Source organism: Longimycelium tulufanense (assembly GCF_014645795.1).
GTDB lineage: Bacteria > Actinomycetota > Actinomycetes > Mycobacteriales > Pseudonocardiaceae > Longimycelium > Longimycelium tulufanense.
The window spans coordinates 1-13,595 of record NZ_BMMK01000029.1; the positions used below are offsets into that span (position 1 = coordinate 1).

The 13,595-nt window shown below is 63.4% G+C and carries 18 protein-coding genes; 14 read left to right on the forward strand and 4 right to left on the reverse strand.

Annotated elements, in window-relative coordinates; genetic code table 11:
- The first annotated feature begins 980 nt into the window (after positions 1-980).
- The gene (locus IEY55_RS23805; protein ID WP_189060843.1) at positions 981-1,190 is read left to right on the forward strand and encodes a hypothetical protein; all 210 of its coding nucleotides are present in this window, start codon (positions 981-983) and stop codon (positions 1,188-1,190) included.
- Positions 1,191-1,208: 18 nt separating this feature from the next.
- The gene (locus IEY55_RS23810; RefSeq protein WP_229686690.1) at positions 1,209-1,595 is read left to right on the forward strand and encodes a type II toxin-antitoxin system VapC family toxin; all 387 of its coding nucleotides are present in this window, start codon (positions 1,209-1,211) and stop codon (positions 1,593-1,595) included.
- Positions 1,596-1,603: 8 nt separating this feature from the next.
- Here the strand turns inward: IEY55_RS23810 and IEY55_RS23815 are convergent, their stop codons facing one another.
- The 4 genes from IEY55_RS23815 to IEY55_RS23830 all read right to left on the reverse strand — a co-directional run bounded on the left by IEY55_RS23815 (position 1,604) and on the right by IEY55_RS23830 (position 4,925).
- A complete protein-coding gene (locus IEY55_RS23815) occupies positions 1,604-2,407 on the reverse strand; it encodes a protein phosphatase 2C domain-containing protein (protein WP_189060775.1) in 804 nt (267 codons plus the stop codon).
- A 142-nt stretch (positions 2,408-2,549) separates the two neighbouring features.
- Positions 2,550-3,380, reverse strand: a complete 831-nt coding sequence (locus IEY55_RS23820) for an aminoglycoside phosphotransferase family protein (protein ID WP_229686691.1) — start codon at positions 3,378-3,380, stop codon at positions 2,550-2,552.
- Positions 3,364-4,050, reverse strand: a complete 687-nt coding sequence (locus IEY55_RS23825) for an HAD family hydrolase (RefSeq protein ID WP_229686692.1) — start codon at positions 4,048-4,050, stop codon at positions 3,364-3,366. The genes IEY55_RS23820 and IEY55_RS23825 overlap by 17 nt, the downstream gene beginning before the upstream one ends.
- Before the next feature lie 5 nt (positions 4,051-4,055).
- Positions 4,056-4,925 (reverse strand): GntR family transcriptional regulator, encoded by an 870-nt coding sequence (locus tag IEY55_RS23830; protein WP_189060778.1) that lies wholly within the window; start codon positions 4,923-4,925, stop codon positions 4,056-4,058.
- 165 nt (positions 4,926-5,090) lie between these two features.
- Here IEY55_RS23830 and IEY55_RS23835 point away from each other — a divergent pair, with 165 nt between their 5' ends.
- The 12 genes from IEY55_RS23835 to IEY55_RS23890 all read left to right on the forward strand — a co-directional run bounded on the left by IEY55_RS23835 (position 5,091) and on the right by IEY55_RS23890 (position 13,587).
- A complete protein-coding gene (locus IEY55_RS23835; RefSeq protein WP_189060779.1) occupies positions 5,091-5,474 on the forward strand; it encodes a hypothetical protein in 384 nt (127 codons plus the stop codon).
- Positions 5,475-6,309: 835 nt separating this feature from the next.
- Positions 6,310-6,747: a hypothetical protein gene (locus IEY55_RS23840; RefSeq protein ID WP_189060780.1), complete on the forward strand. Its 438-nt coding sequence runs from the start codon at positions 6,310-6,312 to the stop codon at positions 6,745-6,747.
- Positions 6,748-7,017, forward strand: a complete 270-nt coding sequence (locus tag IEY55_RS23845) for a hypothetical protein (RefSeq protein ID WP_189060781.1) — start codon at positions 6,748-6,750, stop codon at positions 7,015-7,017. It begins immediately after the preceding gene.
- Between the two features lie 4 nt (positions 7,018-7,021).
- A complete protein-coding gene (locus tag IEY55_RS23850; RefSeq protein ID WP_189060782.1) occupies positions 7,022-7,207 on the forward strand; it encodes a hypothetical protein in 186 nt (61 codons plus the stop codon).
- Between the two features lie 140 nt (positions 7,208-7,347).
- Positions 7,348-8,730, forward strand: coding sequence for a cell division protein FtsK (locus tag IEY55_RS23855; RefSeq protein WP_308424781.1), 1,383 nt, complete (start codon positions 7,348-7,350; stop codon positions 8,728-8,730).
- 180 nt (positions 8,731-8,910) lie between these two features.
- Entirely contained in the window at positions 8,911-9,396 is a 486-nt protein-coding gene (locus IEY55_RS23860) for a hypothetical protein (RefSeq protein ID WP_189060783.1), read from the forward strand.
- Positions 9,393-9,704, forward strand: coding sequence for a WhiB family transcriptional regulator (locus IEY55_RS23865; protein WP_229686693.1), 312 nt, complete (start codon positions 9,393-9,395; stop codon positions 9,702-9,704). The genes IEY55_RS23860 and IEY55_RS23865 overlap by 4 nt, the downstream gene beginning before the upstream one ends.
- The gene (locus tag IEY55_RS23870; RefSeq protein WP_189060784.1) at positions 9,704-9,886 is read left to right on the forward strand and encodes a hypothetical protein; all 183 of its coding nucleotides are present in this window, start codon (positions 9,704-9,706) and stop codon (positions 9,884-9,886) included. The genes IEY55_RS23865 and IEY55_RS23870 overlap by 1 nt, the downstream gene beginning before the upstream one ends.
- 22 nt (positions 9,887-9,908) lie before the next feature.
- On the forward strand, positions 9,909-10,760 hold the full coding sequence (locus tag IEY55_RS23875) for a hypothetical protein (RefSeq protein ID WP_229686694.1): 852 nt from the start codon (positions 9,909-9,911) through the stop codon (positions 10,758-10,760).
- A 154-nt stretch (positions 10,761-10,914) separates the two neighbouring features.
- Positions 10,915-12,279, forward strand: coding sequence for a replication initiator (locus tag IEY55_RS23880; RefSeq protein WP_189060785.1), 1,365 nt, complete (start codon positions 10,915-10,917; stop codon positions 12,277-12,279).
- Positions 12,257-12,436 (forward strand): helix-turn-helix transcriptional regulator, encoded by a 180-nt coding sequence (locus IEY55_RS23885; RefSeq protein WP_308424784.1) that lies wholly within the window; start codon positions 12,257-12,259, stop codon positions 12,434-12,436. Before IEY55_RS23880 ends, IEY55_RS23885 begins: the two co-directional genes overlap by 23 nt.
- 44 nt (positions 12,437-12,480) lie before the next feature.
- Positions 12,481-13,587, forward strand: coding sequence for a tyrosine-type recombinase/integrase (locus tag IEY55_RS23890; protein ID WP_229686695.1), 1,107 nt, complete (start codon positions 12,481-12,483; stop codon positions 13,585-13,587).
- The last annotated feature ends 8 nt before the right edge of the window (positions 13,588-13,595 follow it).

Sequence of the window (13,595 nt, forward strand, 5' to 3'; positions counted from 1 at the left end):
TCTGAGGCCGGGTGGCCACCACGAGCGCACCACGCCCACCGATCAACTCACTGAGAAAACCTCATTGGGTTGGGTTTCGTATGGCGACTCGTACCTGGGTACCAAGACCGCCGGGGTGATTCCCAGCACGCCAAGGGGCATGGTAGCCGTCGCGTAGTACTATCGGCCGGGGCTGGAACCGCTCCGCCCGGTAGGAAGCTCCATGGTGCGGGTCTTCGTCCGGACCCTTCCTAGGCTGCTCACCTGCTGTTTCTCACCCGCCCAGCCTTGTGGGGTGTAGCGCTGTTCCGTGCCTGTTCCGCAGGATCCAGTCCCGTGATCCTGTGACAAGTACTCGAGCACTGGAACCCCTTCTCACCTGAGCTTGCCCTGGACCTGTCCTGCTCCCCTCCCTCACCTCGTACGAAGCCAAATCCCAGGTCGGGGCGGCGCGGTGAAGGGTGGCGCTTGCGCCATCGCGCAGCGACGGTCATCGGTGGGGCTAGGGGTCCCCGCCGATGTTCGCCCTTCGCCGCGACGAACCGACCTCGGACAATCGGCTGCGAGGAGAGGCAATAACCGAGCCCTGTCCGACACCGGATCGAGTCGGGCACGGCTTATTCGGTGGCAAGCCTGTGGGCAGCTCAAGCCGTCAAGGCGCCGAGCTGTCCACAGGCGCGGCAGCGCTTCTCCCCCGGTGCCCAGCCCGGCCGGGCCGCGGGTTGCTCGCGTCCTTCCTCTGCGGCCCGATGCGGCGGGACGCCGGCCGGTCCTTCCCCGGGTCCCGCGGCGCCGAGCCGATGCCTTCGCCGGCGGCCCGGCGGCCGGAGGCCGGCTGGGGCCGCCGGCACAACTCTGCGGCCGGCGACTGCGGGGCCCGGGTCCCAGCGTGCCCGGCCGAGCGGCCCGCCGCAGGCGGGCCGCCTTGATGAGGAAAAGAAAGTTTGAACGCGCCTGCCGTACCGGGCCGGTCGGGGTGGCAGACTGGGGGTGAAGGGCTGGTGGTCGCTGTGACGTCAAGTGATGCGGGCTTCATGCCGCACGGGGAACTGAGGGGTCATGCGCTGGCCGAAGCGCTGGCCGCGAGCAAGGGTGCTCGGCCGATCGAGTCGGCGGAGGATCTGGCCGTGGAAGGCGTGTTTGAGTCGGATGCAGAGCTGGATGAGTTCCTGACCTGGGTGAGGAAGGAGCGGCGAGCGCACCTGGCCTGATCGATGGATCTCGTGGTCTTGGACACCGACGTCGCTTCGCTGGCGTTCAAACAGAAGCTGCCGCCGAACCTGCTGCGTCACCTGGTGGGTCGGACGCCGTGTCTGACCTTCGTCACCTTGGCGGAGCTCACCAAGTGGTCCACCCAGCGTTCCTGGGGGTCACGTCGCAAGGAACAGCTTGCTCGCTGGCTGCACGGCATGGCTGTTCTCCCTGGCACTGAGGACGTGGCCCGAGTGTGGGGTGAGATCTCCGCGTTCGCTGCGCGTCGCGGTCGTCCTCGCCCGCAGAATGATACGTGGATCGCTGCCTGTTGTCTGGTCTATGAGGTTCCGCTGGCTACGCTGAACCTGCAAGATTTCGCCGACTTCGTCGAACATGAAGGGCTAGCGATAATTAACGGCTAAGAGTAGCTTCAAGGCTGAAATACAACAACTGTCTTATCGTCGTGCATCTTCGCTCGAGGAAGCAAAATTCCCATTGGGTCTTCAACTGACTCCCAGCGATACAACTCCTCGAGCTGGTTAGCCAGCTCCTCGCTTGTCATTGCTGCGATACGGCTCCAAGGTATGCCTAGGTGGTCAATAACCCGCTGGGCGCCGTCTGTCGCTAGTACACACCACTTGACGTCGTTGATTGGCATCGTGTAACTAAGCGCTTTGTCGGCAGCAGAAGGATCGGCTTCCGCGATCCAGTAGCCACCTGGCGTATTTCGCGCAGAAATTTGTTTTTCTTGGAGTTCTTTCAAGAGCTGGCGGTGAACGCTGTCGTAGCCATAGCCAGCCCGAAGGCGGCTTCGATATGTTTCACGTTTATCGGAGGCAATAGATGCAAGGCGGTCGTCCGTGAGGCGGCGTTCCTTTCTGTCAGTTGTTCCGATAATGGCAGTGCTATCGCCGAGCACAAGGAGTTCAAGCTCGCTGGGAGACTGGCGGAGGAGAATGATAGTCGATGACGGAGAGTTGCCCGGGGTAAGATCAAGAAGCATGGAGCTTGACCTAATGGCTTGCTTTAGAGCAGAACGGAGAGGAATGGCCGGTTTGGCTAGCGCATCGGAAAGATCCGCTACCAGTGTGTCAACAAAACGCTCTGCATTGACTGCTGCGGGCGTGAAGCTGGACGCGCCGTCAAGGACGAAGGCGCAATTTTCGAAGACAGCCCAACGGTCTTGACCTGGTCCTCCTTTAGCAGGGAAACAGGCTGCGCGAAAAGAACTCATGACCACTTCCGTGCCGGTACCAATACCCGTGTTTCGATGGCTTCTTGTCCATCAAACGCGGAAGCACATCGCTGCCCTCCGTGATTCTGGTTCACGTCGAGATTGGCGTATTTTTGATGTCTGTTCCTCACCTACTCGATGACTAAACACGTGCCGCGCTTGCTACGCGGATCCAAGCTTGTATGCGGTCGGCATCGAGACCTAGTTTCTTGCCCAACAAGACGGCAATCTTATTGGCTTCATGGCGTTCATGGGCAGCGAGTTTGAGGGCGAGCGTGGCCACATCGTAGCTCACTTCACCACTCATACCGCGCGGGTCGATCAGCCACAACCGACCTTCCTCATCAGCGATGATGTTGCTGGGTGTGACGTCTCCATGGCACAGCCCGTCAATTCGTCCTGTTGAGAGCTGGTCGAGGATCTTAACGGCTTGGCGGCGTTGAGCTTCTGGTGCTTGCTGCTGACCGGGTGGGAGATCGGTGAGCATGTTGTCATTCAAGCGGTAGAACAACCACTCATGTATGGACGGCATGTTTGTGATGGGCGCAGGTTTTCCCCGCATAGCCTGAAGCGGAGCAAGAAAATCGTCCAAAGGAGCGTGAGAGGCGCTGACGCTACGTAGAGGGGTTCCTGGAAGGACCCTGTTCATAACGATCCATAGACTTGTGTCAGTGGTCACGATTTCATGAATACGTGGTGCAATGCCGAGCCTTGATAGTGCATCCGACACGCGAGCCTGCGCTGGTGCCGCGGGGTCCGGACTTGACCGCAGGATCAATGAGTGGCTGGGAGTGTCTGCAGCAACCACAAAGCTATACCGGGCGGGCAACACTTGTATGGGTCTCGCCTTGTAGCGTGAGCAGAGTTCCTGAAGTTCGCCAGTCACCCGAAGAGACCAAACGTAGCCAGCGGGTCCCCAGCGTCTATGCACTGCGTCAACTACGTTTGGCGGAACATCAGGTATTTCGGTCATTTTTCCTCATCAGACCGGGCAGGAGGTCGCTCATGTTGCTGATGATCGTGTCGGCTCCTGCTTCAGCGAGTGTTGGTCCTCGATCTTCACGCTTCGCGTAACCGATTGTGCGTACACCAGCCGCCTGCCCTGCATGGATGTCTGTGGCAGTGTCACCAACGAAGACACATGCGTTTGGCGCTGTATTAGTAGCCTTCGTTGCAGAGATCACACTGTCCGGGTTCGGTTTCATCCGATGCGGCTCGGCGTACGCTCGACCAATAACCCGCGAGACATGGTTATTTAGCTTATGCATAGCAAGGTACTTCATAATTGCTGCCGCCGAGTTGTTGCTAACTATCGCGACCTGACGGCCACTTTGATCTGCGAGTCGGATAACTTCATGTCCATACGGGGTTGGCGTAGCACTTAGCACTGCCGTTGCTTCCTCTGCACACAGGATATCTTCCACCAAGACAACGAGAGTTGGATGGTGCGACCCAACCCAGCGAAGCAAGAGCATCGGATCACTCGTGCCCATAACGGAGGGCGACACCGGAACCTCTTGAGACGCAAGGAAGTTACGTATCTTATCTGCAACAATGTTGGCCGGATGGCCAGCGAAGACACTGCACACAGGTCCGTCGAAGTCAAGAAGGAGCGCTTCAGCACTCTCGATCAGCTCGCTCACCTCCATTATCCCGAATACTCCCGTGCTACTGTGTTCCACAGCGAATCGAACCACATGCGCGCTTGTTGTACGTACTGCGGACCGGTCGAGGTGTCGTCACCGTCCCTAATGGAATAATGAAACAGAATTGCATCTTTACCCATAGGGTCGTATATCGCGACTGGTTCACCGTCAACCTTTACCGTGTGCTCAAGAACTGGATAGAAGCCAAAGAACACTTCTTCATCGTTGAGGATGTAGAGCTTGAAAAGTGGCGAAGCACTGTGAACGCGCACTTCTGCAGTGGCTGACTTGACCAAGCCAAGGTCTTCGAGTTCCTGTACTTCCTCAACGATCCCTTCCACTGCTCTCCGGGTGATCCGGTCAGAACGTTTCCGAACTGCTGGATCGTCGGCGGAAGTGTCTGCGCGACATGGGAGAGCCATGGGCACGGTCATGTCCGACAACATCAGGCGCACGCTGATGGCATCTGGCGTAAGTCGCCCGGCACGTATCTTGTCGAGAACCTCAGTTAGCGCGTTGCGGAGGGTTTCGCCTGAGAAACCGGCGAAGTCAATGGAGACGTGCGCTCGATCGAAAGCTGCTTCGACGTGAGGACGAAGTCCCACCGGCCGCTCTGTCTGGGCACGGACGTAGACGCCGCTCCCCTGCCTGCTGACGAGCAAGCGCTCGTCGTAGAGCGGTTCGAGCGCCCGCTTCACCGTCTCGCGGGCAACGCCGTACCGCTTGGCCAGCTCGGGCTGTGACGGAAGCTTGTCACTGGGTTGCAGCTTGCCAGTCTTGATCGCCGCACGGAGCTTGTTAGCGATCTGCTGAGACTGCGGACGGGGGTCGTCCGGGTCCAGCTCGAAGAGGCTGTTGTCGGTCGGTGCCACGTCCGCAGTCTACCGCACCTGACTAGCCATGCTGGGTCAATCTCAAACAGGGGCTTGACATGGCTAGCCAGGTTAGCCATGCTGGGTGCATCGAGGTCATGACTAGCCAAGCTGGTCATCCTCACAAGGTTTGGACAGACTGCAAGGGCATCTCGGAGGTAGGACATGCAGGACATCCCGGTGGTGTTGAACGGTTACAACCTGATGGTGGTTGAGGCTCCGGTGGTGAAGACGAAGGAGCTGGAGTCCGGTGAGCTGGTGTCGGTGACGAACCGGGATGGCGTGGAGCAGTACGTGGTGTCGCTGTTCGCGAAGCCGGTTCCTCGGCCTGGTGAGCGTGGCCGCAAGGGTGAGGAGATCAAGGTGAACCTGCCAGGGGATCCGGGCGAGGGGTTCGAGGAGGGTTCCTATGTGGAGTTGGTGAACCCGGTGTTGAACACGTACGAGATGCGGGGTGAGGGGAACCAGATCACGGCTGCGGGGATTTGGTGGAAGGCCGATGGTTTGAAGCCTGCGGCCCGTCGGAATGGTCTCGTGAGTGCGGCGTGAGCCGCTGAAAATGAGGTAGCCCTGCCCCAGGTTGGTGGGTGGCCCGTTCGAGTCGGGCCGGGGCGCGGGGAACCCACGGGAAGGCGTCGCCTTTCTCGTGGTCCAGGCCCTCGGCGGCGTTCCTAGCTGTTCTTTGAGAATTACAGAGTGGGTTGAGCCATGCCTGAAACCGGCGCTATTCGTGCGTCGGGAGATTCGGGGTGCCCCGGGCTTGCGTTTGTGGGTCCGGGGTGCTCCGTGGCTTCCGTAGGCGCGAAGGAGGTACGGTGACCGATATTCGAGACGTGATCGATGCTGTGACGTGTGCTTTTCGCCGCGATTTTTCTCCGGATCATCCTCGGACCGCAATAGAGAACGGTGTGGTTCGGGCGACGGCTGAGTTTGTTGGGCGGTTGAGCGCACTGGAATGGTTGGCGGAGAACGCGTCCCCGCATGTCCGTGTGCGGGAGTGTGGTTCGGATGCTGAGCTGAAGTGCTGCCCGGCATGTCTTGGGGAGGACGATACTCACGTGTGGGGTCGCGGGGTCTGTGACGCGGAAGATCGAGGTGTGACGGATTACGTGAGGTGGGAGAGGCGGGTGTGTAGTGGACTATCGGGATGAGTTGTTGCGTGCGGATGCGTATGTGTTGGGTTTTCTTCGTTCGAAGGTGAATTCTGCGTTGGAGCGGTGTCGTCAGGAGCCGTTGGGTGATGCTGACCGGGAGTTTGTTGCGAAACAATTGGCTGCGGCGGCGGAGGTGTTGGCGCTGCCGTTGGAGGAGCATCCGGCTTGGGTGAAGGCGCGTCGGGCCGCGGTGAAGGCGCTGCGGACACGGTCGGTGAGGTGAGGCTGCCGTGCCTGATGAGGTGGACTTATTTGGGAATCCGGTGGAGTCGGGGTCTGAGTCGCAGGCTGCGGAGCGGGCCGCCCGGAAGGCGATCAACAACATCGATGTGGTGTTGGAGGTGGTGAAGGCTGCGACGTCGGATCTTGGTTATGTGTTGGGTCCGCGGGGGCGTCAGGTGTTTCGGAAGGATGGCAGCGAGGAGATTCGTCGGGTGTCGTGGCAGGAGGGCAACGCGGTTCACCAGTTGCTGGATCAGGGCTGGTTGACGGTGGGCGGTCAGCACTCGTATCGGCTGCTTGGTGGCCGGGAGTTCGTGTGGGCACGGTCGATTTTGGTGCCGAAGGCGACGCGGCAACGGTTGCATCACTGGTTGTCGTTGCGGCGGCCGGAGTCCTGGTCGCAGGGTGCGCACCGGTCACAGTCGGGCACGGAAGGGAGGGCGTAGATGCAGGTTCAGGTGGTCAACGAGCACGCGCGGCAGCGGTATGGGGCGTTTGTGGGTGCGTTGGATGTGGCGACGGAGTCGCTGCAAGCCTCGGCGAAGGTGATCGCGCGGATGCGGGAGTCCAAGCAGCAGGTTCCGGGGAATTGGCGTGCGTGCACGCCGGATGAGTTACGGCAGATGTTGAACAAGGCGTTTCGTGAGTTGGAGAAGTTGAAGAGTCACGCCAAGTTGTATGAGGCGGAACTGGTGTCACGGGCATGGAGGGTGTAGCGGCATGTCTCATCAGGTGGATGTGCTGACCGAGGAGATTGACAAGGCGATGCGGCAGCTTCGGTTGGCGACGAAGGGGATTCCGGTGCGGCGGGAGAAGTTCAAGGGCTTGCATGAGAACTTTGCTCGCTCGGTGGCGGCGTTTCTGGTGGAGTTGTCCTACGCGCGGGGGAACCTCCGTCGCCGTTAGATCACGCTGTGCCACAACTGAATACGTGCGGGTGTGACGGTGGTGGCCGGCTCGTGGCAGGGATTCCCGTGGGGTCTCTGCCAGGGGGCCGGTCACCAGTCTTTCTGAGGCGACATCAAACCATTTTACGTGGAAGGGGTGTGAGTGTGGTGGGGAGCAAGGCACAGGCCACGAAACGGATTATGGGTGCGGAGTTTCGGACGGCGTTGTGGATGGTGCGGCATCCGGGTGCGGCGGTGGTGCCGGCGACGGTGTCGGCGGGTGTGGCCGAGCTGGGTCCGTGGATGACGGGCGGGATCGCCGGTGCGGTGGCGGCGGGCACGCTGGGCTGGTACCGGGCGCATCCGGAAACGTTTGATGCGTATGCGGCGCCGGCGTTGCGGTCGTGGCGGCGCCGCTGGCTGGGTCCCTACACCGGAGTGCGGTGGCGGGATCTGATGGATGCCTGCGATTTGGCGCGCGAGCATCGCCGTACCGGGCGGCGGCTGTATCCGCGGGTGCTGCGGGTGCGGGCGTTCTCCCCGTTCATCGATGTGGTGCGGGTGAAGTTGGCTCAGGGCCAGTCCCTGAAGTGGTTCACCACCCGGGCGGAGGAGTTGGCCTCGTCGTTGAAGGTGGAGCGGGTGGCGGTGGAACCGGTGCGGCCCGGTGTGGTCGCGTTGGTGGTGCAACGCCGTGAACCGTTCACCCAGGTCATTCCCGCACCGGAGATGCCGGAGGAGGTCGGGGATGTGGATCTGCGGGCGGTCTATCTGGGTGAGACCGAGTTCGGTGAGGACTGGAGGATGCCGCTGACCGGTGGGCATCGGCTCACCGCGGGCGCCACCGGGGCCGGTAAGAACTCCATCCCCTTCGCCACCGCGCGCTCCATCGCGCCGCTGATCCGGGATGGGCTGGTGCGGCCGTGGGTCTGTGACCCCAAGCTGTTGGAGTTCGGCTTGTTGAAGCCGCTGGTGGGCTACCGCTACGCGGATGACTCCGACTCCTGTCTGGAGCTGGTTCACGAGTTCGTGGCGGACATGCAGCGCACCCAGCAACGGATGCAGCGGGCGGGGCTCCGGGAGGTTCCGGTGTCGCCGGAGTGGCCGGTGAACTGGCTCATCCTCGATGAACTGGGGTTCCTGGTGGCCTACGACAGCAGCAACGCCCGGGCGATCACCGCCGAGTTGGCCAAGGTGGCCTCGATGGGCCGCAAGACCCATCACGTGCTGGATGCCTACGTGCAGGAACCCAGCAAGGACGTGGTAGAGATCCGGGATCTGTTCCCACGGCGGATCTGCCTGCGGGTCACCTCGGATACGCACCCGGACATGGTGCTGGGTGAGGGAATGCGGGCACGCGGCGCGATCGCCGACCAGATCCCCGACCTGCCCGACACTGCGGGGATCGGCTTCTACAAGCAGCCCCGCCGTGGCACGCCGGTCCGGGTGCGGGCCGCCTACACCCACGATGACGACATCACCGAACTGGTCAACTTCGTCCAGTCCGGCCAGAACCCGAACCGGCTACGGGCAGTGTCCTAAGAGGACCTCCGCAGATCGATGACGTGTGGACATTGGTAGTGACGCTGGCTGCCGCGCTTCTGTTGTCTCTGGTGGTCAAGGCAGCCCGGTGTCCTGATCACGGTGCTGCCGGTGTGAGTACCGGCAAGCGCTGTTCTTTGCTCATTTTCTTTCTCGGAGGTACTAGCAATGGTGTCGTGTGTGCGTCGTGCGGCCGGGTCGGTGCCGCCGCGGGGGTTGGATCGCTTGTTGCGTGGGGTGCGCGCACACCTGCGGGTGTGGCGGTTGCCGCGTCCGGATCGTCTGGTGATCTACACGGCCAGTCGCAGTGTGACCGCGGAGATCACGCAGGGGCGGCCACCGGACCGGTTAGCCGCGCTGCTGGCGTGGGCGTGGTCGTTGCAGGGTGTGACCGCGACGTGGGGACACGGCCCGGCCGAGACGGTCACGGTGCTGGTGTCGGGCCGCACGTGCTCCGGGATCGGGGTCCATGTCTCGGCAGCGGTCCGCCTGGCGGAGCTGGGCGACCAAGTGCGTCCCGGGCCGGGGGGTGCACGGCTGGCCTGCTGGGCGACTGGATCCGCGCGGCTGCCAGTGGGCGCGGCGGAGGCGGTCACCTGTGACGAGCTGGCCGCGGTGGTGGCGCACCTGCGGGCCGCTGAGCGGCGGGAGGTGCGGGCGGCATGAGTGTGCGGCCGGAGATCGCGTATCGCTACCTGATGTCGGTGTTGTTTGGTCCCTCGGGTCGTCCGCCGGAGTGGCGGCGGCACGCGGCGTGCCGGGGCATGGATCCGGCGTTGTTCGCCGATGAGAACCGGATCGCGGCGGCGAAGACGGTGTGCCGTTCCTGCCCGGTCCAGCAGCCGTGCCGGGCCGATCAGCTCGAGTGGGAAAGCCGCCTGGATGCTCGGCGCCGCTACGCGGTGGGTGTGGTGGGAGGGTTGGCCGCACATGAACGACGGCACCGCCCCAACGTGGAGCGGAAGGTGTCGTGATGCGCCCGATCCTGTTGATCCCGCTCACGTGGCGCAGCCTGCGCCGTGTGGCCGGTCTCATCGCCGGTGTCCTGGCGGCGCTGGCCGGAACGTATTGGCTGTTCGGGCTCGGGCTGGCACTGGCCGTGGCCGCACTGGTGGCGCTGGTGGTGAGTGTCGTGGTGTGGGTGTTCCGCGCCTAGCTCAGGGAAGGGAGGTGACACGATGGGACGGAGGAGCCGACAGCGGGAAGACAACGACGGGAGCGTCGCGGCCGAGGCGGGTGTGACTCCGCGGGTACGGCGGCTGCGCGGCCGGCTCGCCGAGTCACGCCAACTGAAGAGCTTGTTGGACGATCCCTATTTGCGGGTGGTCCAGATCGAGCGGCTTCGGGTGTCGGTGACCCGGGGCCTGTGGTTCTTCCTGGTGTTGGGCCTGGGCTACACCACCCCTGGGGTTCAGGAGTTCCTGGCCGGTGACCGCACTCCGGCTGACCCGGTGTGGTGGGGCGCCTGGCTGGCGGAACCGGCCTTCGCCGGCATTCTGATCCACCTGTTGCGTTGGGAAGCGGCGATGCTGTCCGCTGGGGTGGAGATCGACAGTCGCGCTGTACAACGCCTGAAGCGGCTGTTGTTGGCGGCGACCTCGTTCATGAACGTCTACCCCACGCTGCGACCGCAGGATCACGAGATCCGTATCGGATCGGTGGTGGCGCACTTGGTGGTTCCCGTCGTGGTCTACCTCCTGGCGGAGGTGATGCCGGTGGTCCAGCAACGCTGCTTCGAGGCCAAGCTGGCGGTGTCCCCCGTCGCGCCGTATTCCGGCTCGGGGAACCCTGCCGCTGATGTGACGGCATCGCCCAGCCCAGCACCCGCATCGGACACGGCCGTGGGGACTCGGCTGCGGCTTCCGGGCCACCTGCTTCAGGCCGTGCAGGCCAAGGCACGGGAGGTGGCCGACCAGGGCCGACCGCTGACCGCCGCCGACGTACAGGCCACGATCAAGGTCGGTGGTGACCTGGCCGCACGCATCGCGGCGGAGTTGAGCACCACCAACGGTCATCGTCTTCCGACCTAGATAACAGAGTCTCTTTCAGACAGTCCTGTGTGGGCGGGGCACGACACCTCGGGTGGTGTCCCGCCCACTGCTGTGTCCACGCCTTGCGACGACGGGAGAACACAGCGGGGCGCTGTCGTCCCCTTGTCCCCTGCTGCTGGGAGGTTGTCACTGCATGTTCTATTCCCATGTTGGCACCACGGTGGATGACCGCATTGCCGAACGGGTGCGGGCCGCGGACTTCACCACCTGGCGGCAGAAGGTTATTGCGGCCGGTGGCTGCGCCCATCCCATTCACCTGTCGGGCCAGTGGAGCGTCACCGACAACGCCACCGGCCAGACCCTTGCCCGCCGCTCCGGTCACATCCTGGTGCCGTGCGGCACCCGTCGGGCCGCGGTGTGCCGTCCGTGCGCTGACCGTTATGCCGCCGACGCCTTCCACCTGGTCCGGGCCGGCTTGGTGGGCGGTAAAGGGGTGCCGGAGACGGTCACGCACACGCCCCGCTACTTCGTCACCCTCACCGCCCCCTCGTTCGGCCCGGTCCACCAGGCGCGCACCAGCCGTAACGGTAAGTCGATCCCGTGCGGCTGCGGGGGCTACCACCACCCGCAGGACTCCCGCATCGGCACTCCCCTTGACCCGGAGAGCTACGACTACGGCGCGGCGGTGCTCTGGCAGGCGCATGCCACCCAGCTGTGGCACCGGTTTGTCGGCCGTCTCCGACGCACGCTTGCCCGGCTGCTGGGTATCCCGGAATCTCACTTTCCCCGCCACGCTCGCCTGTCGTATGCGAAAGTCGCCGAATACCAGCGACGCGGCATGGTCCACTTCCACGCCGTCATCCGGGTCGACGGCCCGACCGGTCCCACCGACCCGACGCCGGCCGGCATCAACACCGAATCCTTAGCCCAGGCGATCCGCCAGGCCGCAGACACCACCCGCGTCGACACCTGTCGCCCGGACGGAGTCGTACTCGGCCTCACCTGGGGACGCCAACTGGATCTGCGCCCGATCCGCGCGGAGGCGGCCGGCGACTTCGAGGACGGCGACGGCGAGATCAGTGAGGCACGCCTGGCAGGCTATGTGGCCAAGTACGCCACGAAATCCAGCGGCGCCACCGACCACGGCGACCGGCGCGTGCACTCCCAACGCCACATCGACCAGCTTCGGATCTCCGACCACCACCGCGCCATGATCCAAACCGCGTGGGATCTCGGCGGCCTGGCGATGTATGCCCGGCTGAACCTGCGCCGCTGGGCACACATGCTCGGCTTCGGCGGGCACTTCCTCACCAAATCCCGCGCCTACTCCACCACCTTCACCGACATCCGCCGCACCCAAGCCAACTACCGCACGGCCGAAGCGCTGGCTGAGCTGGGTGTCACCGAGGACCAGGTCACCGTGGTCAACCACTGGGACTTCACCGGCATCGGCTACCGCGACGACGCCGAACGCGAACTCGCCTCGGCAATCGCGGAACGACTCCAGCATCATTCGAAACCACGAGGGGATCATGATGGACAAGCCATGGGGCATTGAGGATTTGGCCAACTTTCTCGGCGTACCGAAGAACACTATTTACCAGTGGCGAAGCAAGGGATACGGGCCGCCAAGCCGCAAGGTTGGACGCTACGTGAAGTATCTTCCCGACGAAGTGAGAAGGTGGCTACACAGCCTGCCGAAGGAGGTGGGGTGATGCCACGTCCTCCGCTTCCGATTGGGACTCACGGGAAGATCAAGGTGAGTCCGAAGCCATCTGGCGGCTACGTGGCGCGGACCAAGTACCGCGACTACGACGGGGTGACCCGTCTCGTGGAGCGGTCCGGCAAGTCCGAGACTGCTGCCCGGAATAACCTGCTGGAAGCCCTCCGGGACCGGTCGGCATCGCAGGGTAACGCCGCCATCACCCCTGAGACCAAGTTCAGGGTGGCAGCTTCGATTTGGCTCGCGGAGATGCGTGAGGCGGCCGATGCGGGCGACTTGTCGCCCAATTCGATTGAGCTGTATGAGCGGCAGCTTCGCAATTACGCCTATCCGGCGTTGGGAGAGCTGCGCCTCTGCGAGGTGACCACTCCTCGGGTGGACGCTGTTCTGCGCGAGATCCGCAAGCGACGGGGGGCTTCTACCGCGAAGACTGTTCGGAGCGTCATCTCCGGGGTTATGCGCCTGGCTGCCCGTCACGGTGCGGTGAAGATCAACCCGACTCGTGAGGTCGGGAGGATCAAGGGTGATCCGAAGCGGCCTCCTCGGGCCTTGACGCCGGGGGAGCGTCGGCAGTGGATTGAGCAACTCGAAGCCGATGAGCGAGCGGTCCGCAAGGATCTTCCGGACTTGACTCGGTGGATGCTTGCGACCGGGGTACGGATCGGTGAAGCGCTCGCGGTGTCCTGGGATGAGATCGACCTGGATTCGGCCACTGTGGACATTGAGTGGAAGCTGATTCGGGTCAAGGGCAAGGGATTGCAGCGGGTTCCTCGACTGAAGTCGGACAGTGGGGAGCGAACCTTGCCGCTGCCGCCGTTCGCGGTGGCCATGCTCCGGCGGCGTCGTCAGACTCGGGGCGATGCCTACCCGATCTTTCCCGACGCTCACGGCGGTTGGCGCGATCCGAGCAACACTCGGCGGGATCTCCGCCATGCCCGCGGCACCGACGGCTTCGCCTGGGTGACCTCGCACGTGTTCCGCAAGACGTGCGCCACGATCCTTGACGAGGCCAAGTTCACGCCGCGGGAGATCGCGGATCAGCTCGGCCACGCTCGTCCATCGTTGACCCAGGACGTCTACCTCGGGCGCAAGATCGTCAACCGGGCGGTGGCTGACGCCTTGGAAGCACTCGGAGATACGTAGTCGCCGCT

Excerpts from the sequence above, each read along its gene's own strand:
- IEY55_RS23865 (WP_229686693.1), top strand. The coding sequence starts at position 9,393 with ATGAGTGTGCGGCCGGAGATCGCGTATCGCTACCTGATGTCGGTGTTG.
- IEY55_RS23850 (WP_189060782.1), top strand. The coding sequence starts at position 7,022 with ATGTCTCATCAGGTGGATGTGCTGACCGAGGAGATTGACAAGGCGATG.
- IEY55_RS23835 (WP_189060779.1), top strand. The coding sequence starts at position 5,091 with ATGCAGGACATCCCGGTGGTGTTGAACGGTTACAACCTGATGGTGGTT.
- IEY55_RS23875 (WP_229686694.1), top strand. The coding sequence starts at position 9,909 with ATGGGACGGAGGAGCCGACAGCGGGAAGACAACGACGGGAGCGTCGCG.
- IEY55_RS23885 (WP_308424784.1), top strand. The coding sequence starts at position 12,257 with ATGGACAAGCCATGGGGCATTGAGGATTTGGCCAACTTTCTCGGCGTA.
- IEY55_RS23820 (WP_229686691.1), bottom strand. The coding sequence starts at position 3,380 with ATGACCGAAATACCTGATGTTCCGCCAAACGTAGTTGACGCAGTGCAT.
- IEY55_RS23815 (WP_189060775.1), bottom strand. The coding sequence starts at position 2,407 with ATGAGTTCTTTTCGCGCAGCCTGTTTCCCTGCTAAAGGAGGACCAGGT.
- IEY55_RS23845 (WP_189060781.1), top strand. The coding sequence starts at position 6,748 with ATGCAGGTTCAGGTGGTCAACGAGCACGCGCGGCAGCGGTATGGGGCG.
- IEY55_RS23870 (WP_189060784.1), top strand. The coding sequence starts at position 9,704 with ATGCGCCCGATCCTGTTGATCCCGCTCACGTGGCGCAGCCTGCGCCGT.
- IEY55_RS23880 (WP_189060785.1), top strand. The coding sequence starts at position 10,915 with ATGTTCTATTCCCATGTTGGCACCACGGTGGATGACCGCATTGCCGAA.